Consider the following 22,085-nt stretch of genomic DNA (forward strand, 5'->3'; position numbering starts at 1 on the left):
AAACCAAAATTCCTAAAAAATTATAATTTTTTATTTAGTTAAGCTTCTTCTGATCATTCATGATTTCATAAGATTGTGCTCGGAGTAAATCTTCTTTTGTCGAAAATGTACTATTACGAAGCTGTTCAATTGATTGTTGTTTGTTGGAATCACTCGCATTGCTTTTAAGAATCTGCTCACGCTCAGACAAATAGCTATTCACTTGTTTCTGCCATCCTGCTTCTTCTTGGTCAACTTTTTCTAATCGGTCTGCCGCCTCAGCACCTAACAAACTCTCACGCATGTTACGAATCTCTTGTGCTGAGCCTCCTTTTTCTTGAATTTCCTTTGTAAGGTGTTGCAATTCAGTAAATTGCATAGACACTCGAACACCATCAGCCAAAGTCGATGGTAGTTGGTCAATCAAGTTTGCCAACTCGGTTGCTTTCTGCTGAGCATTCAAACTCTTATTCGCATGAATACGCATTTGATCAATATTAAATTGATTCAAGTTACGTTCATTTCCGAATAACGCATTAATTTCTGCTGAATTAAAAAACTGCTGCTGAACTTTGTACATTTGATCAAGTACTTTTTGAAAACCTTCAGCGTCTCCTGTTGTAAAGCTAGTTGTAGGTTTTAGATTTTTTAATGCATGAGTATATGCAACATACTGATCTAGCAAATATAGTCAAATCATTATAAAACTAATACAACTCAGTCGATGAGTTATTTCGAGTTTTTTTCGAATCATGTATGGATAATAAAGTGGTTTGACTATAACTCGCATAACTTGAAGCACTGTCAGGTAAAATCGCTTTAAGATATTGTCGAATATCCGACATAAGTTCCACTTCTGTTTTTTCACCTAGACTAGAAAAGAAATAGTCAAAACAACTGCGAATACCTACGGTTAAGATTAATTTTCCATTTGCATCCACTTGAATTGGACAATCTATTTCTGTGCCCTGTAAAGACGGTGCAAGATTTGGTATTTTTCCTCGAGGATTTGCATCGTCGATTTTTTGAATATTATTATTCTCGGATGATAATTGATTCTGTTGATTGAGGTCATTGTCATGCTTTTGCGCTTCTGGTTTAAATATAAAATAGATCAAGACCAATGAGAGCAGTAAACACACCATCAAACCTAAGAAGATGATTCGATTATTCAAAAGTTTAATTTTCATAGTCCCTTGCTCTATTTATTATTCCATTTTAAATCTTTTGTTGGTTAAGGGAGTAACTCTTTACTCCCTTAATGTCTAGATTAAAGTCCCTGATTTTTCAAACGATTTGCTTGAGTACGATAAGGTGTAACTGGGTTTTGTAAGAAACCAACTAAGCCTAATATTTGATTGACTTCATCCAAGTGATTAAACGCATAATTATCACGAATAACGGTACCAAGGTGACTCGAACAGCGTGGAACTAAACCATCATTTTCACTAGGAATTAATAAAGATGTCGCTGTTAATGCATAATCCAATGGATCAAGCGCATTGGTAAATGGGCTCGTTCCACTCCATGAGTAATAACGGACACCATTAACCAACTCTGTGCCTGAGCCACAAGCTGTCGTTGGAACAGCGGCTGGAAAACGTTGATTAAAGTTAGCCGAGCCACGTGTCGTCAATGAGTTCAATCCTGCTAGCGCATTTTGGTCATAATAATGACCAGAACCAATTCCTACTAATGAGAAAAAAGCATTTACTCCCGCCGCGATAATAGGTGCAAGTGCAGGACCAACGGGTGATTTAACAACTGAATCTACAACATCTGCAACTTCTGAACCTTTGGTTGGACCACCAACAGCCGTCACTGACGCAACTTTATCTGGCAATAAACTTGCAACATAACGAACTGATTGTGAACCATGACTATGACCGATTAAATTCACTTTTTGAGCGCCTGTAATCGCAAGTACTTGTTTGGTTTGAAGTAATAACTGTTCACCACGTACTTCTGATGAATTAAAAGAAGCTTGTTGTGCGACAAATATATTGGCTCCATTACCAACGAGGTCCTCTGTAATTCCATTCTAATATTGTAATGGACCTACAGCAGAAAAACCTGCCATTCCGTGAGCAAGTAAAATTGGATACTTGGTTTTAGCATAACTAGATGTAACATTCGTACTTCCACCAACCGTACAACTGCTTACGTTACAGTTTTGCCATGATGCTTTTGGTGCTAGAAAATCAAACAAACCTGCATGTACAACAGATCCACTGCTTGCTAGCATACCCGTCATTAACACCATAGCATTTAAATATTTTTTCTTCACATTTTGCTCCTAGCATTTTTCATTTTTATTACAACGATTGAGTCCTTAAACTTTGTATGTGGATTCATTCCAAACATACAAAAGACTTGCAGAATTATACTCTCTTGCTAGATTGTATAAATTTTAGACTAAAACAAAGCGTGCCAAAATCATAACAATACATGCCAAAATTTTGCTTGATTCGTAAAATTCCGATGAATGTACATTTTCAAATCACAACAGCTAGATTACTTTTTGATTTAGTTTGATCAGTTTTAAAATGGAATTTGCTTAAAACTATGAGTATTCCCCGCCACCAACAGCATTTTATTAGTAGCTCTTATGATGTTCATGTATTAACCGAAGTCGTATCTCGATGGAACATTAGCGCCGAAGAATTATTTTGGGGAACAGGTGTAGAGACTGATCAATTACAAGATCTAAGCTATAAAATCAGCTTAAGTTCTTTTAAAAAGTAATTACACGTACAATCGAATTAACAAAAGAAGATGGCATTGGATTCTATGCAGCAACGCAACTCAAGATTAGTTCTCATGGTTTATTAGGTTTAACTGCCGCAATATCTAAAAATGCACTCGATGCAATCACAACCATTAATCAATTTGTGAATTTACAATGCTCATTTGTCGAATTAAATTTCGAAATAAAAGATGATCTTGCTTATTCTCATATTACTTACGAGCCATCACTACTTAACTTGAAATCATCAGATTGATGCTCAAGCTTATGAGTTTAGTTGTACCTTTTTTCTAATTGGCTTTGTCCATCTTGTCAGATTATTTATTCCAAGTTTTAAACCGATTATAGATTTACAATGCAAATGTCCAAATTACTTTGCACGCTTCAGCGATGTATTAGTCTCTTCTTTTGCAGAAATACGCTATCAACAACCCTTCACTCGATTAATTGCATCTGCTGAATTTTTAGATATGCCTTTAAGCATGGCTGACCCATTAACCGCAGAGAAATTTAAGTTGATTTGCCAAAAAGAATTAGATGACCTTGCTGCAACTCAAGATATCTTATATCGGGTCAAATATCTTATTGATGATCCGAATGAAGGTTTACTCGGTATCGAACAAGTTGCTGAAAAGTTAAATTTAACTAAGCGAACTTTACAACGCATGTTGCAAGAAAAATCTATCAATTTTCAAATACTTTATGATGAAGTACGCAAACAAAAAGCAAAAAAACTGATGCTCAATCCTTTTATTACCAAAGATGAACTTGCTAAAAAACTCGGTTATTCATCCCTTTCAAGTTTTAATCGGGCATATAAACGCTGGGAAATTGATTAATCTTTTCGCCAAAGTTTATGCAACAATAATATCTACAATCAAGATCGTGGATATTACATGAGTAGCCCAGAAATCATAGCCGTTGAACTTGCTAAAGCCTATCGTTTACTGAATCATGGTCCAACTGTTTTAGTCTCAGCACAGCATGGAAATGATAAGGATGTAATGGCTGCTGCTTGGGCATGTGCTTTGGAACTCACACCAGCTAAAGTCACTGTAGTGCTCGATAAAAGTACCAAAACACGTCAGCTTGTGGAACAAAGTGGTTATTTTGCTTTGCAAGTACCTTGCTATGCACAAATTGATATGGTGCATCAACTCGGTACAATTAGTCAGTTTGATCAACCAAACAAATTAGAAGATTGTAAAACTGAATTGTTCTATCAAGATGAGCTTAACGTCCCTCTTGTAAGTGGTAGTATTGCCTGGCTTGTGTGTAAAGTCATTCCTGAGCCGCATAATCAGCAAACTCACGATTTATTTATAGGATCTGTTATTGCTGCATGGGCAGATTCAAGAGTCTTCCGTGATGGACATTGGTATTTTGAAGATGCAGCCAAAGAATTACGTAGTCTTCATTATGTTGCGGGTGGTGCTTTCTATCTGATTGGGGAAGAAGTTAAGGCAAAATTATAAAACTAAAATTTAAGAAGCAATTTTTGACAAAGATTGTTTCTTATTTTGATTCAATTTTCATTAACTCTGTATATAAACTATCTAAGAATTTCTGTTGCTGCGGATTATCTTTAAAATAACGTTGGTACAGCACACTACAACTTTCGACATCCGCAATATTGGCTTTGTTAAATGACCAGTCCGTCGTATCCTTTACAGTAATACCCAAATCATCATCACAACTTTGCCACTGCCTAGAAAATCGCGTTTTTTTATGTTCTGCTAATTGATCAAAACTAGCATAAACAGAAAAACCCTTCATTTCTGAATTAAAGAATTTAGCAATCATCGTCACGGGCACACCACCCCAATCAATGGTTTGAACCTTTGGTAATTGAATTTCAGTTAACTTATCTTCTGCTAACAAATGCTCCTGTTTACCTTCTTTACCTCGATATTTTTCGTAAGTTAAAGTTGTTCCTGCGGGCACAACTATTTTTTTCACAGTCATCAAGTGTTGGGTCGTATAGTATGGATAATTAGGATTTGAGTTGCTGCCTGTTGGATTCATATTTCCGACACAACCATTTAAAACTAAACATAAGCCAATCGACATTAAACCTAGAACTCTCATCTATTCGACTCCATATTTCGCCAATAAGTTGGGTGACAAATTAAATATACAGTGAGAATTGAACTTAAAACTTAGTCCATCAATACACAATATGGAAAATAAAAACAGTTGTAAATTTTCATTCACAACTGTTTTATAAATTAATCTATAAATGATTTAAATAAGTTTATTTCGCAGCCATGCGAATACCACCATCTAAGCGAATCACTTCACCATTTAAATATGAGTTTTCGGCAATATGTGCAACCAAACGAGCAAATTCTTCAGGACGCCCCAAACGTGATGGATAAGGCACCATTTGCCCTAAGGCATCTTGTACATTTTGCGGTAAGCCTTTCAGCATTGGAGTTTCCATAATCCCTGGTGCAATGGTTAAAACACGAATTTGATGACGTGCTAACTCGCGCGCAATCGGAAGCGTCATCGCAACTACAGCACCTTTTGATGCAGAATAAGCCGCTTGTCCAATTTGCCCATCAAAAGCTGCCACAGAAGCGGTATTTACAATCACCCCACGATCTTCATCACCTTCAGCAACAATATTTTTACTCATTGCATCTGCTGCGAAGCGCAACATGTTAAATGTACCCGTTACGTTGATATGTAAAGTTTTTGAGAACATAGCTAAATCATGTACAGATTCTTTGCCCACAACTTTTGCTGAAGGTCCAATGCCTGCACAGTTGACTAATCCATATACCGCACCATATTTTGCAACAACATCTTTAAAGAATTGTTCTGCTGCTTGTTCATCAGTTACATCTAATTTTACAAATTCAGCTTGCGCACCTAATGCTTGTGCCTGTTGTTCACCCGCTTCAGTGTTCATATCGACTAAAGTGACTGTCGCACCTTGTTTAACAAGAACCTCTGCTGTTGCAGCCCCTAAACCAGAGCCACCACCAGTAATAACAAAATGTTTTCCTTGAATTTTCATGTCCATTTCCTCGTAAATTAAAGATATAAATTTTTATAAGCGAGAGTAAAGCCAAGTTTTTTCCGATACAATTCCTAAAAGTAGCAAAAATGATGCGACTTTTGAGCATTCAACCTATTTACTCTCCTATATTTCATTCCTGTATGAGCAAAAGCACCGATCTCGATCTTAATTCCGCTAAGGATACAATTTCAATTGCTTTGATTCGTGAAGCATTCAGTGTTGCTGCAAGTCGAGGTTTAGATATTGTCAATATTGCCAATCAAGCGGGCATTTCAGTCGAACTTCTCAGCTCAACTAAAGCCCGTGTTCCAGTGACGCAATGTGCGCAATTGTGGATTGAACTGGCTGAACAAATGAATGATGAGTTTTTGGGGATGGATCGCCACCCAATGCGTCGAGGGAGCTATAGCCTATTAGCAAAATTAGCATTCAGTGCCGAAACCTTAGAACAAGCTATTCAAGAAATCTTAAAGTTTCTGAGTTTAGTGTTAGATGACATTCAAGGTGAATTGATTCAACAAGGTGCAAAAGCATACTTAATTCTGCATGATCGTGAACATCCTAAACGAATGTTTACCTATTCGACTTATTTGATGTTAGTCCATAGTTTAATGTGTTGGCTGAGTGACCAGCGCATTCCTTTTCAGAAAATGACCTTTAAATGTCATCAACCTGTCGAAATACAGGATTATCGTGTTCGTTTTTGCGAAGATATTCAATTTAATGCTGATCAAAATCTCATTGAGTTTGATGCAAATTACCTCAAACACAAAATCAAAAAAGATAAACAAGCTTTAAATGACTTTCTCAGACAAACGCCTTATAACCTAATTGTTCGCTTTAAAAATGAAAATTCTTTAAGCTTGCAAATACGTCGTCAACTGCTTTTACAGCCACCTTCAGAGTGGGATGAACTCAAAGAAATTGCCCAACAACTGAATATGTCAACGGCAACGATTCAACGCCGCCTCAAACAAGAAGGCGTCAGTTATCAGCAACTTAAAAATGATATTCGCTGTGATATTGCAATTGAACGGCTCAGTAAAAGCAATGATTCAATTCAGAACATCAGTGATGATTTGCATTTCCATGATCCGAGTGCATTTCATCGTGCTTTTAAAAAATGGACAGGCGTCAGTCCAGGTGCTTACCGCGCAAATACACTAAAACACACGCTTAATACTTCTTTATAAAATCAAACTACTGCTAGATTTTATCAATTCGGAAGGATTCTAACCAAAAGCATCTCTAAACCTAAATTGAAAATTTCATCATAATGTTCAGTTGTCCAATACGGTAAAGTTTGTGCTAACAAGGGTTATTGATCATCTAGTACTTTAATATCTAAGACAGAATGTCCCTATCACAGTATGATGACTTCTGCTTCCATAATTAAGGTGTATTGCCAACATTGTGAAATTGAGGCAGCGTTCTATTTACTTCTAAAAGGTTCGTATAAATGTATTTAACTGAAATTTTTGAAGAAAAAAATCTTAAAAAATTATACCAACTGATCCAAGACTACCCTTTTGCGACATTAATTAGTCATAATGCACAAGGTTTGGAAGCCAATCATTTACCCTTTCATTTATTATTTGATGAAAACAATCAAACCGCAACTTTAGTTGCCCATATTGCGAAGAATAATCCTCTGCATACTCAAATTGAAGACGGTGCAGAAGTTTTAATTATCTTTCAAGGTGAGCAAGGCTATATTTCACCAAACTGGTATCCAAGTAAACAGCAGCACCATCAACATGTACCAACTTGGAACTATCAAGTAGTTCACGTTAAAGGAACGATAACCTTCTTAACAGATGAAAAAGTATTACGTGGTATTTTGGCTAAACTCACCCGCACCCATGAAGCTAAACAAGAAACACCATGGAAAATGTCGGATGCACCAAGTGAATACATTGCTCAAGAGCTAAAAAACATCGTCGGGATTGAAATTCAGATTTCACACACTACAGGCAAATTTAAACTGAGCCAAAATCGAGAAAAAATAGATGCTTTAGGTGTTATCGACGGACTGCAAAAACAAGGTAATCACCATTTAGCAAATGCCGTAGAGCAATATATTGAGGATTAAGCCTGCTTTTGCCCTAGACTGACACGATCATTGCCACCATAATCCTTGATAGTCTGAATGTGCTTAAAACCTTGTTGTTCAAACATATTTCGTACCGCTTGGCCTTGATCATAACCATGCTCAAGCACAATCCAACCATTGGGTTTAAGCCAATCTTTGCCTTGGGTAATAATGGTTTCAATATCAACCATCCCCTGCTTATCTGCAATCAATGCGCGCTCAGGTTCAGACTTGAGCTTTTGCATATGTACATCTTCAGGGTCAATATACGGCGGATTGGAGACAATCAGATCAAATTGTTGTTGCTCTAAAGCTTCAAACCAAGCCCCACAAGCGAACTTCACTTGCATCAGTCCGTGTCGAACTGCATTGTCCTGCGCCACGTCTAAAGTTGGTGCATATATATCAGTTGCAGTCACTTGCCATTGCGGACGCTCACTTGCGAGCGCCAAAGCAATTGCGCCTGTTCCTGTGCCTAAATCCACAATATTCGCCTGTTGATCGAGCGGCAGTTTGAGCACCATTTCTACCAAAATTTCGGTATCTGGACGTGGCACTAAAGTGTCATGTGTCACTTTTAAATCGAGCGTCCAAAACGGTTGTGAACCAGTGACATAAGCCAATGGTTCGCCCTGTTCAATACGCGCAAGCCCTTCTAAAAAAGCCTGTTCCTGTATTTCAGTCAACTCTTGCTTAAGTCTTAATTTGAGTTCTAAAGCATTGATACCTAGAAGGTGTTCAAGTAGCCATACCGCTTCTTGACGTTCGTAGCTATCAATTTCACCTTTGATCTCTAATGCTTGAGCAATATTCATTAGCCGCCATTTTCCTGTGCCAGCATCGCCAACTGATCCGCTTGATATTCACGATGTAAGCTATCTAGCAATTCAATTAAATCACCTTCCATAATCGCATCCAACTTATATAAAGTCAGGTTGATACGGTGATCCGTCATACGACCTTGCGGATAATTATAGGTACGAATACGTTCAGAACGATCACCTGAACCGACTAAATCACGGCGCATTTCTGAAGTTGCAGCATCAGCAGCGGCACGTTTAGCATTTTCTAAACGTGACACTAACAAAGCCATCGCTTTGGCTTTGTTCTTATGCTGTGAACGTTCTTCCTGACATTCCACCACCACACCCGATGGAATATGAGTAATACGTACCGCAGAATCAGTTTTGTTAATGTGCTGACCACCCGCACCTGACGCACGATAGGTATCAATACGTAAATCGGCAGGATTAATTTCGACTGTAGTATCTACATCCACTTCTGGCAGAATCGCAACGGTACACGCTGAGGTGTGTACACGACCTTGAGATTCAGTCGCAGGTACACGTTGAACACGGTGTGCACCACTCTCAAATTTCAAACGACCATAGACGCCTTCACCATCAATACGGCAAATAATTTCTTTATAACCACCATGCTCGCCTTCATTTTCAGAAAGCACTTCAATACGCCAACTTTGTGTTTCAGCATATTTGCTATACATACGGAATAAATCACCCGAAAAGATCGCTGCTTCATCACCACCTGTTCCAGCACGAATTTCAAGGTAGGCTGCATTGGCATCATTTGGATCTTTCGGAATCATTAGAACATTTAATTGTTCTTCGAGATCAACTAGAAGCGCTTTATTTTCTTTAATTTCTTCTTCAGCCATATCTTTGAAATCGGGATCTGATTTCATTGTTTCAGCCGTTTCAATATCTTCTTCCGCTTGACGATATTTGCTCCAAACCTCAGTGATTTCTGTTAAATCATTATGTTCACGAGACAATTTACGAAAACGTTTATTGTCCGAAATTACTTCTACATCAGCGAGCAATGCAGTCAGCTCTTCGTGACGATCACAAAGTTGATCCAGTCTTAAACGGAGTGATGCTTTCATGGGCGGAATATCTCAAAACTAAAGACTCAGTGCCAATCAAAATAATGAAGCACGAGCAAAATCAAAAAATTGCGCATAGTTTACAGATTCTAGGGCTTAAAAGACATAGAGAAACTAGGTAACTTACCAATCCCCTATTATTTCATGACAATTTCATCGTTTTTTAGTATGTATAGGTTATTCTATTACCTGAGCTTCGATATAAATAATCAAAGATAAATTAGAATGATAAAACAATAGGATAAACCATGAATAATTTAATAAACCGCCCAACACTCGCATTCACAGCCGCAAGCTAGTTTGCTGTCTTTATTGGTGTTTGAACCGTATCGAGATTGTCGGAGACAACTTTTCTTGAGAAGATATTCCGATGACAAATTTGAAATATACACCTGAAATCAAAGAACGAGCAGTACGCTTACTCCTCGAATCTGAAAAAGACTATCCCTCGACTTGGGCAGCAATCACAGCAATTGCACCTAAAATTGGTTGTACTCCTGAAACACTTCGTAGTTGGCATAAGAAGTTTCTTGACCTTCAAAATCCTGTTCAAGTTCAACTCCTATCAGATCAGCAACGAATCAAACAACTTGAACGCGAAAATAAAGAACTCCAACGGGCGAATGAAATACTTCGTAAAGCTGCTGCTTTTTTCGCCCAGGCGGAACTCGACCGCCCACACAAGTAATGGTTGATTTTATTCGTAAACATCAAATTCACTATGGTGTTGAAGTGATGTGCAGCATATTGCCAATCGCATCATCTAGGTACTATCGCCAACTTAACCTTGCTGAAAACCCTGAAAAACGTTCAAAGCGAGATTTACATGACCAACACTATGCAGAGCAAATCAAACGAATTTGGCAGGAAAGTTCAGGTCGTTATGGTGTACGCAAAGTGTGGAAACAGTTGAAACAACAAGGTTATTCTGTGGCACGCTGTACAGTTAATCGGTTAATAAAGCAGCTTGATATACAAGGTGTTTGGCGTGGTAAGAATAAACGTACGACACGACATCATGAAGATCAAAAGTGAGCTGATGATTTGGTAAAGCGTAACTTTAATGCAAAGCATCCGAATCATCTTTGGGTCGCTGACTTCACCTATATTCAAACTGTATCAGGTTGGGTATATACCGCTTTTATTATTGATGTATTTTCAAGGGCGATTGTGGGTTGGAAGGTATCGACAAGAATGAATACTGACATGGTGCTCGATGCCCTGGAGCAAGCACTACATGATCGAGGTATGCCTGAAGATGTCATTCACCATAGTGATCGAGGCGCACAATATCTTTCAATTCGGTATACAAATCGCTTGGCAACTGCAAATTTAAGAGCATCCGTTGGTACAACTGGAGACTCATATGATAATGCGTTGGCTGAGACAGTGGATGGTTTATATAAAACAGAGGTGATTGAATATTTAAAATCAGATTGGTCGGGCTTGGCTGATGTTGAATTGGCAACATTGGATTGGGTTGATTGGTTCAACAAAAAAACGACTATACAGCGCAATTGGCTATGTTTCACCTTTTCAGTTTGAAGCAATGTATCTGATAGGATGAATGTGTTAGGTTTCGTGACCTTACTTAAATAAACTCTCTCCGATATAGTCGGTACGATTCAATCAAGCAAAACATAAAATTGGGTGGTGTTCTAAAAAGTATGCTCATAAGAAAAGGAGGCAACGAGGAACAATTCAGCTATATTTAAATGTGTGAAAATCGAAATAGAACTTCATTGTCCTCGATGCCAGAGTACAAGTATAAAGAAGAATGGCATTAAACACGATGGTAAGCAAAACTATCGTTGTAAAGAATGTAATAGGCAGTTTGTGGGTGACCATAATTTGACGTATTTAGGCTGTCATTCAAAAGCGGTCAAATTGATTTTGCTTATGCTTGTGCGATGTTGTGGCATTCGGGATATTGCAAAGATTACGAGGTTTAGTATTGGCAAGATACTTAAAACGCTTACACAATCAAATCATGAAATAATTCCTCAAAGAACTCATTATAAATGCTTGGAAGTTGATGAATTTTGGACATTTGTAGGCAACAAGAAAGATAAGCATTGGCTACAGTACGTCTATGATAGAAGTAGCGGAGAAATAGTGGCTTTTGTATGGGGAGGAAGAGATGCTCATACAGCACAAAGGCTAAAAAACCGTTTAGAAGAACTGGGTATTACTTATGATTGTATATCGAGTGATCATTGGGAAAGTTTCATCAAAATTTTTAAGCCGGACCAAGAAGGGAAATATTATACAGTCGGGATAGAAGGAAACAACTGCCGATTAAGACACCGCATAAAGCGAGCAGTAAGAAGAACATGCTGTTTTTCGAAGAAGGTATTGAATCATGTAAAAGCTTTTAATCTTGGATTCTTTTACATTAACCACGGTTTTGTATAGTGATGTTAAAATGATCAGCATACATTTTGAAACACCACCCGTATTTTTATCAATTTCAAATTGAGCAGCAACAGCTCGAATAGAATATCCTTCTTCAAGCTTAGCTAATACTTTCTTTCTAAAATGTTCTGAATAACTCATTCCATGAGTGTATGCTATTTTTAACAGATTTAGTATATTATCAAATATTTAAAAAATAATAATATAAACTACTCAACAGAGACTTACGGCTTACTGAGCAATTGTTATTAATAAAAAAGCACCCTAAGGTGCTTTTTTCACTAGAAGCTCGTTGCGATCAAAACTACGAAACTAAACAACAACGTACCTATAGATCGTTTACAATGTACATGAACTTCTTGCTCAAACCCTTGAGTCAATTGTTCTAAGTTTTCCATAACTTTGCGCTCATTTAATGTACGGCAATTGTTAATTTGCCTAAATAATCCACCAGTTAAAATTAGCAAAAATTCTAATAACATGCTAGTGCATTTTTTTAACCAATAGGTTAAATTGTGACAAAAATAGGTACATTGCAAGAAATAATGATGATTAAAATTTACAGATACCATCCGAAAATTAAAAAAGCTCACAATAGTGAGCTTTTTTAATTAGATGTTTAGTTTTGAGCAATTACTGTAATACCAGTTGCTTGAGGTCCTTTTTTACCATCAGCAATAGTGAATGAAACACGTTGCCCTTCATGTAAAACCTTAAAACCGTTACTTTGGATTTCACTAAAATGAGCAAATACATCTTGCCCAGAATCCGCATGAATAAAGCCAAAACCTTTAGTTTCATTGAACCATTTAACTGTACCAGTCACAGTGTTAGACATATACTTAACCTATTAGAAATATTTGGAATGCTTAGTAGCAAGTAACTTGGAATCATAAACTCTGAGATTAAATCTGATAACACGAGAGGTTTATCTAAACTACGAGATGAAAGATTTTCTGAATCAACAGTGTTATTCTTCTAGTTATTATTCAATATACACCACTTTACTTTTTCGGCACAAACATTATCTAACTCTAGATGAAAAATTGGGATCGAGTAGTTATATTACCTAAAAATTCTCTTAAAAAACAATCGCTTTTGATGTCTAAAAAATTGTAAAATTTCATTTATTTCAATCAAATAATTATATTTAAAAATTATTTTGATGTTTTTTACACATAAAAAGCATCAAAAAAGCCCACATATGTGAGCTTTTTTTACTGGTCTAAAAATTAGATAACAGTGATGAGAGTTGCTTGTGGTCCTTTCTTACCTTGACCAAGTACGAAAGAAACGCGTTGGCCTTCTTGTAATACTTTAAAACCTTTGCTTTGGATTTCGCTGAAGTGAGCAAAAACATCTTGGCCAGAATCAGCTTGAATGAAACCAAAACCTTTAGTTTCGTTAAACCACTTAACAGTACCAGTAACTGTATCAGACATACTTTTAAACCTTTTAAAATTTGTTCATTTATAAATTAAATCAAAATTTTCATTCTGACTTAACTTAATCTATCTTTATTTGACAGATACTGCAAGCATAGCAAATTTTAAGTCATACGAGATAGTGGATCTATGAAAGTATTGAAAGTTTTATCTCTTGAATGAATGAAGTTGAACTTTAATAAACCAAATCATATAAAAACAACATTCTTTGCTAAATCAAAAAATTAGCCTTGATGGTGTAGTTACACAATCTATAAAACTTAAGATTTACTCACAATAGATCATAAAAAATATTTTATCTTTCCCATTTAAGATTTTCTTATATACAAATTTACTGATTGCTTTCTTATACAGAATTCGGCTTTTAGGCCGAAGATCAACCTCTATAAAGCTTAGAATTTCATGCAAAGCACAACTAGAAATCAAAAGATAGTTTTTAGATATAAAAAAAGCCCACATAAAGTGAGCTTTTTTTCAAGCAATCTTATTAGATAACTTTAATTGTAGTTGCTTGTGGTCCTTTTTTACCTTGACCAAGTACAAACGAAACGCGTTGGCCTTCGTTTAATACTTTGAAACCATTGCTTTGGATTTCGCTGAAGTGAGCAAAAACATCTTGGCCAGAATCAGCTTGAATGAAACCAAAACCTTTAGTTTCGTTAAACCACTTAACAGTACCAGTAACTGTATCAGACATACTTTTAAACCTTTAAACTTTGTTCATTTATGAATTAAATCAAATTATGAATATTGATTTAACCCAATCTATCTTTAACCAATAGATACTTCAAGTGCGTAAATTATCTATATTAATCGATAAAGCTGATTAACATCGGTATAGAAGCTTTTCCCATCTAGATTAAAATCGACTTCTCGACCCGACTCTAGCTGGATTTTCTTTCCAACCTCTACCCATTTGAAACCATCCAACGTATTTTGTTGACGTTTCATCGGGATAATTTGCACACAAATTTCATTGCCATTGCTGGCTTTGGCTACACGCCATTCATTAATAATTTTCAACACAAAATCACTCATTTCTGAGCTCAAGTGATCGATTTGGATTTACTATAACGCTAGATATATGGAGAGAGGTAAACTACAATTCTAGAATCTAATAATTTTTAGCTTTCTTTAGGGTTATTTCAGCTAACTTAATTGCTGTCTAATCTTTCAGATAACAACAACTCAATAATCACAGAGCTAATATTCAATTAACTTTAAAGTGGTAGCGGGAGCTGGATTTGAACCAACGACCTTCGGGTTATGAGCCCGACGAGCTACCAGACTGCTCCATCCCGCATCAACATCTTGATCGACATGTTTGATCAATGAGATGCTTTATACGCCCTTCTCCCCCACAATGCAAATTTTTTTTAGAAAAATCACATAATTTACTGCCTAACGCTCAAATTAAACACAAATTAATCAAAAACAAATCAAAATGAGTCTTATTAGTTGATCTGTTGAAAAGAGAGCGAATTTTGGAATATGTAGTCAATAAAACCAACTCTGTTTAATAAATCCACTATTTTCTTATAATTCAAAATCCTACAAAAATATTATGCATCGAAAAGCCTGCTATGTAACAATATCAACAATCTTTCATTTTTATAGTTCGACATGTCATTAATTATTGGTATTGATCCTGGTTCACGCTTAACAGGTTATGGAATTATCGAAAAAGATGGCAATAAACTACGTTTTGTCGATGCGGGAACTATTCGTACTGAAACTCAAGCAATGCCTGAACGACTAAAACGTATTTTTGCAGGTGTTGAACGTATTGTTAAATTTCACGGGCCTACTGAGGCTGCCGTTGAACAAGTTTTCATGGCGCAGAACCCTGATTCTGCGTTAAAACTTGGACAAGCCCGTGGCGCTGCGATTGCGGCGTTGGTCAATTTAGACCTACAAGTCGCGGAATATACTGCTCGTCAAATCAAACAGTCAGTGGTAGGTTACGGCGCTGCTGAAAAAGAGCAAGTACAAATGATGGTGATGCGTTTATTGAACCTAAGCATTCAACCACAGGCTGATGCAGCCGATGCGTTAGCTGCTGCAATCTGTCATGCCCATGCCTCGGGAAGTATGAGCAAAATGGCAGTATTAAATGCACTCGGTGGTATGGCTCGTGGACGGAGTCGTTCAAGTAGTAGAAGGCGTTAGTTTTCTTGATTCACCACGTTATAAATCACTTTCCCCATGTCATGTGCTTGTAAACCACGCATTCCATGTTCAGCCAGTAAATCCCCTGCATGTGCATGTAAGCTTACAATTTCATGCAATGCGACTTGCTCATGAAATTGTGCTTTTAAACTGGCAATCATACCTGCAAGCACATCCCCCATTCCTCCTGTACCCATTCCTGCATTGCCTTGAGTACAGATAAATAATTCACCTTCTAAGACCAAGCTACCTGCACCTTTAAGCACCCATTGCCCTGCATATTTTTGTTGTAAATTATGGATCGCAACAATACGATCTTGCTCAATATCACTTGCTGAACAACCTAATAAAGTTGCTGCTTCACCAGAATGTGGGGTTGCGTAAACATGAGGATTTAATTTTTGAGGATGTTTTGCCAAAAACCACAACCCATCTGCATCTAATACCACTTCTAAATGTGAATTTTGATTGAGTAAATCGAACCATTGCTGATAAATCTGCTCTGCCCACTCATCTCGCCCTAAGCCCATTCCGAAACAGACGGCATCAATTTGAATTAATAGGTGTTGGATCGATTTTTGATCTAAAGCATTAATATCTCGCACCATAATATTCGGTGAACGCGCCAGAATAGCTTGATGATGTTTAGCATGACAGACCACACTGACTTTTCCTGCTCCAGCATGAAACGCTGCTTCAGCAGACATAATCACCGCTCCGCCCATATCCGCATGACCACCAACGACAAGCACATGCCCATAACTTCCTTTATGTCCAAAAGCTTGGCGTTTCGGTAATACAATTTTTTCAGACGATAGATATGCAAGTGGTTTTAATTCTGTATCAATTGGGATCAAACTAAATAAATGCAGCTTTCCCACATATTCCTTGCCTTGCCCAGTAAACAGCCCTGCCTTATAACCTAAAATTGTAAAGGTTTGATCTGCCTGAATTGCAAAGGGTAAAGCCTGACCTGTATTGGCATGTAGCCCGCTCGGAATATCGATAGCAATCTTTAAACCAATCTGCGAGTTAAATAAATGGATGATCGACTGCCATTCTTGATCCAGCATTCGATTGAGACCAATGCCAAACAGAGCATCAATATGACAATCAAAAGTTGGAATTTCTTGGTGATTTGCATTTTCCGACAATAAATAATCGATACTTTGAATATCAACTCGATTTAACAGTGCATATTGTACAGCTTGTTTTAAATCGGCAGAGTCCCCCATTTCAGATGAAAAAACCGTGACTTTAAAATCTGCTTGCTTTAGAAAAGCAGCAATATAGTAACCGTCACCTGCGTTATTGCCTTGTCCACACCAAATTGCGATCCTTTGAATTTTATTTTTATTAAATAGTTCAATTAACTGTTGTGAGATTGTCCAAGCTGCTTGTTGCATCAGTCCTAAAGATGAATTTTGCTGCGCAAACCAACGCTGCTCCCATGCTTGAATGCTTTGGCTATGGTAAACTGAACGTTGCATGTTATCCCCTAATTATTGGTTTATGGCTTCAACCACATCCTCTGGAAAATCACTTGATAAAATTGAGCTTCAGCAGCTTGATCCTCAAGAACTTAAAACATGGATAAAAACTCAAGCTTTAGACTTGGGCTTTTCTGATTGTGTCATTGCCAAACCTGATGCTCAAGATCAAATGCCACGTTTTAAAGAATATTTAAAACGGGGTTACCATGCTGATATGCACTATTTGGAAGAGAATTTAGAAAAACGTGCTGATCCAAAATTGCTTGTGCCTGGGACTAAAAGCATTATTTGTGTGCGAATGAATTATCTTGTGGCATCACCTAAGCCCCGTTATGTACCATTTGAACCAAATTCAGCCATTATTGCACGCTACGCGCGTGGACGTGACTATCATAAAGTCATGCGTGGTCGACTTAAAACATTAGCCAGTCGTATTAAAGAAAAAGTGGGCGATTTCGAATCACGCCCGTTTGCGGACTCAGCACCTATTTTTGAAAAATCACTTGCCGAAAGTGCAGGCATGGGATGGACAGGAAAACATACCTTACTCATTCATAAAAAATCAGGTTCATTCTTCGTTTTGGGTGAGCTATTTACTTCACTTGACCTCCCTTTTGATCAACCCACAACAGCCCATTGTGGCTCATGTACTGCTTGCATCGACATTTGCCCAACACAAGCCATTGTTGAGCCTTATATGTTGGATGCAAGGAAATGTATTGCTTACTTAACTATTGAATATAAAGGAATCATTCCTGAAGAGTTACGCTCAGGTATAGGTAATCGTATTTTTGGTTGTGATGATTGTCAGTTGATTTGCCCGTGGAATGGCTTTGCTAAAACTGCGTCAATTCCAGACTTTGACCCAAGACATAGTTTAGATGACATTAGCTTGTTAGAGATCTGGCAATGGGATGAAGCGACTTTTCTTGCTAAAACAGAAGGTAGTCCAATTCGCCGCACAGGCTATCAATCCTTTAAACGGAATATTGCAATCGGCTTAGGAAATGCTCCATACTCGGCTGAAATCGTGAGCCAATTGCAAGAAGCAAAAGCTCTAAACGATGAGATTGTCAATGTACATATTGAGTGGGCAATTCAACAACAATTGCAGCAAATAAACGTACCTGAATAGAAAAATGATGTTTTTTGCCCTTTGGCTTTGGCACGATTTCTGTATGATTAATCTCAATGTTTGTAATCAATCATCATGGATATAACAATGACTTTACGTAATGACTGGACTCGTGATGAAATCCAAGCTTTATATGATCAACCTTTTCTAGACTTAGTATTCAAAGCACAAAGTGTTCATCGTGAGCATTTTCAGCCAAATACCATTCAAGTCAGCACACTACTTTCAATCAAAACAGGTAAATGTCCAGAAGATTGTAAGTATTGTTCTCAATCTGCACATTACGACTCAAAACTAGAAGCAGAAAAGCGTATTGCAGTAGATAAAGTCATTCGTGAAGCTCAAACAGCAAAAGATTCTGGTTCTTCACGTTTCTGTATGGGCGCTGCTTGGCGCAATCCACACGAACGAGATATGCCTTATGTGTTAGAAATGGTTCGTGAAGTAAAAGCACTCGGTTTAGAAACTTGTATGACTTTAGGTATGCTCAATCAGTCACAAGCTGAACGCTTAAAAGATGCTGGTTTAGATTATTACAACCATAACCTTGATACCTCTCGTGAATACTATTCACATATTATTAGTACGCGTACTTTTGATGATCGTTTAGATACATTAGATCATGTACGTCAAGCGGGTATGAAAGTATGTAGTGGTGGTATCGTTGGCTTAGGTGAAAGTCGTAATGATCGAATTGGTTTATTACAAGAACTTGCAACTATGCCTGTACATCCTGAATCAGTGCCAATTAATATGCTTGTACCAATCGAAGGTACACCGCTTGCTGAAGTTGAAAAGTTAGATGTGACCGAATGGATTCGTACGATTGCTGTTGCTCGTATTATTATGCCTCATAGTTATATTCGATTATCGGCAGGACGCGAATCACTCAGTGATTCAGATCAAGCGCTTGCATTCATGGCAGGTGCAAACTCGCTTTTCTCTGGTGATAAGTTATTGACTACGCCTAATGCTGGAGAAGGTAAAGATCAAATCCTATTTGCTAAATTAGGTTTAACAGCAGAAAAACCGAAACCAACTGTTGCTGAACTCTCCGTAGATGCTATGAGTGCATAAATAAAAAAAGCCTTGTTATTTGACAAGGCTTTTTTTCGATCATATTAAATTGATGTCACTAAAATGCCGTATTTGGCATTTAAAAACATTCCTACACGAATGATATCCACACCTGCTGCATGTGTGACTGACAACTCTTGAGTATGTACATCAAAATGGAAAGAATCAAAAATATCCTGATGCTGCATCAACCATAGAATGGTATCCGTTATACATTCATCGACTTTATAAGTTTCTGACTTAAAATCTTTATCCATACTATTCAAATATCTTTGCTTGATCTATTTATCATAAACAATCAATAGCTTTTATGCAGCTTGTAAAAAAAACACTTAGCCAAAGGAGATTAATAGCTAAGTGTATAAAAGAGGAAATGATAATGGATTAATTAAGCTGCCAAAGGACTCACAATAATTTGACCTGCCTTTAAGCTTTCAACCGCTTTAGGATTAAATTCGAGTGTTAATACATGATTATCCAAATGCAAATGATAGCTACGAATCAATGGCTGTGAACCTTCATCAGTTTCAAGTACATATTCATCAGCAATATTTAAAATACCTTCTAAATTCGTAGTGCTCGATGCACGATCATGACTAAACAAATCGTAAATTGTATGTAAGTTAAAACTCGTTTGCTGTTCCAAAGGATGCGCTTTTAGATAACTTTCCAAGAAGAGAACGAACTTATGGGCAAAGAAATAGTAGTTTGGTTTATGTGTATAAAGCATATTCATGAGTAGCTCCTTTCGATGTATTTTTCATCTAATCATGACTAAAAAACTAAGGATTCAACCTTAAAAAATTCTTAAAGAAAGTTTGGCGTTTTTGTTAAGAATGTAATTCTAGTGCTCATTTTTCATTCGTTATTTTGAAGATGTAATAAAAGATTAATATAAAAAACGACTATTTTGAATAAAAAATAAACAAATAATGCATTATTACTTACAAAATAAGACACTAAATTTCATGTAATTTATCTAAAATTCATAAAACAAAAATCGTTTTAAAAAAGAACTATAAAATAAACAATGAGTTATTTTTCTAAATTTTTAGCATCAAGCAAAAACATAAAAATGTGATGCTGTTTGCATTTTTTAATTTAAATGATATATTTCGCACATTACTTATTCAGCGCAATCATTAACTGAAAAAGTAATCTAATTCAAACTTTAAGCTGATGTATTAGAGAAATTATTATGAAAAAACTTGCTTTGATCGCTACTCTTTCAGTTGTAGGTATTGCTAACGCTCAAGCCGCTGATGGTACGATTACTATTAATGGTTTAGTTACTGACCAAACTTGTAAAATTGTCACTCCTGCAGGCAAAGATTTTACTGTTACTCTTCCAACAGTTTCTAAACAAACATTAGCTGCTACAGGTGATGTTGCTGGCCGCACCCCTTTCCAAATCAAACTTGACCAATGTTCAAAAGGTAAAGTTGCGACTTATTTTGAACCAGGTGCAACTGTTGACTTCTCTACAGGTCGTTTAAATAACCAAGCTGTTGGTGGTGCAAATAACGTTAAAGTTCAATTATTAGGTAGCAACAACCAATTTATTCCTGTGCTTGCAACAGGTTCAAATGGTGCTCAAGCGAACTCTCAATGGGTTGACGTTGTAGACAATGGTAGCGCTGACTTGAACTACTATGCTGAATACTATGCAACTGGCGCTTCTACTGCTGGTAAAGTAAGTACTTCAGTTCAGTACACAATCATTTATCAATAATTTGTTGATAATCTCTGCGAATTTCTAAAATTTAGAAATTCGCAGTTTGTTATAAAAATATATTGCGGTAATAGAGTAAGTATAAATGACATTGAACAGTTACAATATTTTGCTTGGTTTAGCGATATCTTCCGTTTTTGCTGTAAGCACAGCTCAAGCAGAAATTATCTTACATGGTACTCGCGTTGTGTATCCGTCTGACGCTCGTGAAGTGACTTTGCAAGTAAGTAACAATGGTTCAAAACCATCGCTTGTTCAAGCATGGATTGATGATGGTGACCCTAAAAGTACACCAGACCAATCTAAAGTTCCATTTATGATTACCCCTCCTATCTCTCGTGTCGATCCAACTAAGAGTCAATCTCTTCGTATCGCTGCTCTTCCAAGCGCAACACAATTAGACCAAAAAAAAGAAACGGTATATTGGTTAAATGTATTAGATATTCCACCAAGACCAACAGCAAATAGCAATGAAGCTGTTCCAGATAATTTTTTGCAACTTGCAATCCGTTCACGTATTAAATTTTTCTACCGACCTGCTGGTATTAAAGAAGACGCTAATTTAGCTGCTGAAAAACTACAATGGATTAGAAATGGTCAGACCTTAACGGTCAAAAATCCAACCCCATTTCACGTTACGATGACTGCCGTATATCAACTTAATGGTTCTCAGCCAGTTGATCTCTTACCTAAAGGCTTAATGCTATCGCCTTTTAGCGAAGATAAAGTGCAGTTAAAAACTGCAAATACTGAAAAACTTAGCTTTATTAGTATTAATGACTATGGCGGTCGTATTGAGCATCAAATCAAACTTCAATAATAAAGATATTACTTACCAAGCGATAAATTATTGAGTACCTATCCTTGAATA

Annotated in this window: 20 protein-coding genes, 1 tRNA gene, 5 pseudogenes and 1 other annotated feature; of the genes and pseudogenes, 11 read left to right on the forward strand and 15 right to left on the reverse strand. The window is 36.9% G+C overall.

What is annotated here, in order from left to right; all coding sequences use genetic code 11:
• Window positions 1-34 precede the first annotated feature (34 nt).
• Window positions 35-1,169 (reverse strand): annotated as a pseudogene (locus O1450_RS08860) (lipase secretion chaperone).
• An 80-nt stretch (window positions 1,170-1,249) separates the two neighbouring features.
• A pseudogene (locus O1450_RS08865) lies at window positions 1,250-2,266 on the reverse strand (lipase family alpha/beta hydrolase).
• A 278-nt stretch (window positions 2,267-2,544) separates the two neighbouring features.
• On the opposite strand from O1450_RS08865, the pseudogene O1450_RS08870 reads away from it, so the two are divergent.
• Window positions 2,545-3,564: pseudogene (locus tag O1450_RS08870) on the forward strand (AraC family transcriptional regulator ligand-binding domain-containing protein).
• Between the two features lie 57 nt (window positions 3,565-3,621).
• Window positions 3,622-4,200: a flavin reductase family protein gene (locus O1450_RS08875; protein WP_269228129.1), complete on the forward strand. Its 579-nt coding sequence runs from the start codon at window positions 3,622-3,624 to the stop codon at window positions 4,198-4,200.
• A 40-nt stretch (window positions 4,201-4,240) separates the two neighbouring features.
• On the opposite strand, the gene O1450_RS08880 is transcribed toward O1450_RS08875, so the two are convergent.
• Both O1450_RS08880 and O1450_RS08885 read right to left on the reverse strand, forming a co-directional pair.
• Complete coding sequence (locus O1450_RS08880) at window positions 4,241-4,813, reverse strand: hypothetical protein (protein ID WP_269228130.1); 573 nt, start codon at window positions 4,811-4,813, stop codon at window positions 4,241-4,243.
• A 166-nt stretch (window positions 4,814-4,979) separates the two neighbouring features.
• Entirely contained in the window at window positions 4,980-5,750 is a 771-nt protein-coding gene (locus tag O1450_RS08885) for an SDR family NAD(P)-dependent oxidoreductase (protein WP_269228131.1), read from the reverse strand.
• Between the two features lie 143 nt (window positions 5,751-5,893).
• Between O1450_RS08885 and O1450_RS08890 the strand changes: the two genes are divergently transcribed.
• Together O1450_RS08890 and O1450_RS08895 are read left to right on the forward strand one after the other, a co-directional pair.
• Entirely contained in the window at window positions 5,894-6,946 is a 1,053-nt protein-coding gene (locus O1450_RS08890; protein ID WP_269228132.1) for an AraC family transcriptional regulator, read from the forward strand.
• Between the two features lie 266 nt (window positions 6,947-7,212).
• On the forward strand, window positions 7,213-7,845 hold the full coding sequence (locus O1450_RS08895; protein ID WP_269228133.1) for an FMN-binding negative transcriptional regulator: 633 nt from the start codon (window positions 7,213-7,215) through the stop codon (window positions 7,843-7,845).
• On the opposite strand, the gene prmC is transcribed toward O1450_RS08895, so the two are convergent.
• Together prmC and prfA are read right to left on the reverse strand one after the other, a co-directional pair.
• On the reverse strand, window positions 7,842-8,660 hold the full coding sequence (gene prmC / locus O1450_RS08900) for a peptide chain release factor N(5)-glutamine methyltransferase (protein WP_269228134.1): 819 nt from the start codon (window positions 8,658-8,660) through the stop codon (window positions 7,842-7,844). The genes O1450_RS08895 and prmC overlap by 4 nt on opposite strands.
• The gene (prfA, locus tag O1450_RS08905; protein WP_269228135.1) at window positions 8,660-9,748 is read right to left on the reverse strand and encodes a peptide chain release factor 1; all 1,089 of its coding nucleotides are present in this window, start codon (window positions 9,746-9,748) and stop codon (window positions 8,660-8,662) included. Before prfA ends, prmC begins: the two co-directional genes overlap by 1 nt.
• Before the next feature lie 370 nt (window positions 9,749-10,118).
• Between prfA and O1450_RS08910 the strand changes: the two are divergent.
• Together O1450_RS08910 and O1450_RS08915 are read left to right on the forward strand one after the other, a co-directional pair.
• A pseudogene (locus tag O1450_RS08910) lies at window positions 10,119-11,347 on the forward strand (IS3 family transposase).
• Window positions 10,394-10,510, forward strand: a sequence feature (AL1L pseudoknot). Its footprint overlaps the pseudogene before it by 117 nt.
• A 120-nt stretch (window positions 11,348-11,467) precedes the next feature.
• Window positions 11,468-12,163, forward strand: a complete 696-nt coding sequence (locus O1450_RS08915; RefSeq protein ID WP_269228136.1) for an IS1 family transposase — start codon at window positions 11,468-11,470, stop codon at window positions 12,161-12,163.
• Window positions 12,164-12,202: 39 nt separating this feature from the next.
• Here O1450_RS08915 and O1450_RS08920 read toward each other — a convergent pair.
• From O1450_RS08920 to O1450_RS08945, 6 genes and pseudogenes are all read right to left on the reverse strand, one after another.
• Window positions 12,203-12,304: pseudogene (locus O1450_RS08920) on the reverse strand (IS630 transposase-related protein); the annotation flags it as partial.
• Window positions 12,305-12,782: 478 nt separating this feature from the next.
• Window positions 12,783-13,001 carry a cold-shock protein gene (locus tag O1450_RS08925; protein WP_004661818.1) on the reverse strand — a complete coding sequence of 73 codons (219 nt, stop codon included), beginning with the start codon at window positions 12,999-13,001 and terminating at the stop codon, window positions 12,783-12,785.
• A gap of 394 nt (window positions 13,002-13,395) precedes the next feature.
• Window positions 13,396-13,605 (reverse strand): cold-shock protein, encoded by a 210-nt coding sequence (locus tag O1450_RS08930; protein WP_004661817.1) that lies wholly within the window; start codon window positions 13,603-13,605, stop codon window positions 13,396-13,398.
• 490 nt (window positions 13,606-14,095) lie between these two features.
• The gene (locus O1450_RS08935; RefSeq protein ID WP_004661816.1) at window positions 14,096-14,305 is read right to left on the reverse strand and encodes a cold-shock protein; all 210 of its coding nucleotides are present in this window, start codon (window positions 14,303-14,305) and stop codon (window positions 14,096-14,098) included.
• Window positions 14,306-14,412: 107 nt separating this feature from the next.
• On the reverse strand, window positions 14,413-14,646 hold the full coding sequence (locus tag O1450_RS08940; protein ID WP_004661814.1) for a hypothetical protein: 234 nt from the start codon (window positions 14,644-14,646) through the stop codon (window positions 14,413-14,415).
• A gap of 188 nt (window positions 14,647-14,834) precedes the next feature.
• Window positions 14,835-14,911, reverse strand: a tRNA-Met gene (locus O1450_RS08945).
• A gap of 320 nt (window positions 14,912-15,231) precedes the next feature.
• On the opposite strand from O1450_RS08945, the gene ruvC reads away from it, so the two are divergent.
• Window positions 15,232-15,777, forward strand: a complete 546-nt coding sequence (gene ruvC / locus O1450_RS08950; protein ID WP_005159580.1) for a crossover junction endodeoxyribonuclease RuvC — start codon at window positions 15,232-15,234, stop codon at window positions 15,775-15,777.
• Here ruvC and O1450_RS08955 read toward each other — a convergent pair.
• Window positions 15,774-17,267, reverse strand: a complete 1,494-nt coding sequence (locus O1450_RS08955; RefSeq protein WP_269228137.1) for an NAD(P)H-hydrate dehydratase — start codon at window positions 17,265-17,267, stop codon at window positions 15,774-15,776. The two genes, ruvC and O1450_RS08955, sit on opposite strands and share 4 nt — an antisense overlap.
• Window positions 17,268-17,289: 22 nt before the next feature.
• On the opposite strand from O1450_RS08955, the gene queG reads away from it, so the two are divergent.
• Together queG and bioB are read left to right on the forward strand one after the other, a co-directional pair.
• Window positions 17,290-18,405, forward strand: a complete 1,116-nt coding sequence (gene queG, locus O1450_RS08960) for a tRNA epoxyqueuosine(34) reductase QueG (RefSeq protein ID WP_269230448.1) — start codon at window positions 17,290-17,292, stop codon at window positions 18,403-18,405.
• A gap of 87 nt (window positions 18,406-18,492) precedes the next feature.
• Entirely contained in the window at window positions 18,493-19,482 is a 990-nt protein-coding gene (gene bioB / locus O1450_RS08965) for a biotin synthase BioB (RefSeq protein ID WP_005159575.1), read from the forward strand.
• A gap of 44 nt (window positions 19,483-19,526) precedes the next feature.
• Here the strand turns inward: bioB and O1450_RS08970 are convergent, their stop codons facing one another.
• Together O1450_RS08970 and O1450_RS08975 are read right to left on the reverse strand one after the other, a co-directional pair.
• Window positions 19,527-19,739: a hypothetical protein gene (locus O1450_RS08970; RefSeq protein WP_269228138.1), complete on the reverse strand. Its 213-nt coding sequence runs from the start codon at window positions 19,737-19,739 to the stop codon at window positions 19,527-19,529.
• 131 nt (window positions 19,740-19,870) lie between these two features.
• Window positions 19,871-20,218, reverse strand: a complete 348-nt coding sequence (locus O1450_RS08975) for a hypothetical protein (RefSeq protein ID WP_269228139.1) — start codon at window positions 20,216-20,218, stop codon at window positions 19,871-19,873.
• A 462-nt stretch (window positions 20,219-20,680) separates the two neighbouring features.
• Between O1450_RS08975 and O1450_RS08980 the strand changes: the two genes are divergently transcribed.
• Window positions 20,681-21,214: a fimbrial protein gene (locus O1450_RS08980; protein ID WP_005215828.1), complete on the forward strand. Its 534-nt coding sequence runs from the start codon at window positions 20,681-20,683 to the stop codon at window positions 21,212-21,214.
• A gap of 85 nt (window positions 21,215-21,299) precedes the next feature.
• A complete protein-coding gene (locus O1450_RS08985) occupies window positions 21,300-22,034 on the forward strand; it encodes a fimbrial biogenesis chaperone (RefSeq protein ID WP_269228140.1) in 735 nt (244 codons plus the stop codon).
• Window positions 22,035-22,085: the final 51 nt, after the last annotated feature.

It is taken from the genome of Acinetobacter sp. TR11 (assembly GCF_027105035.1).
GTDB lineage: Bacteria > Pseudomonadota > Gammaproteobacteria > Pseudomonadales > Moraxellaceae > Acinetobacter.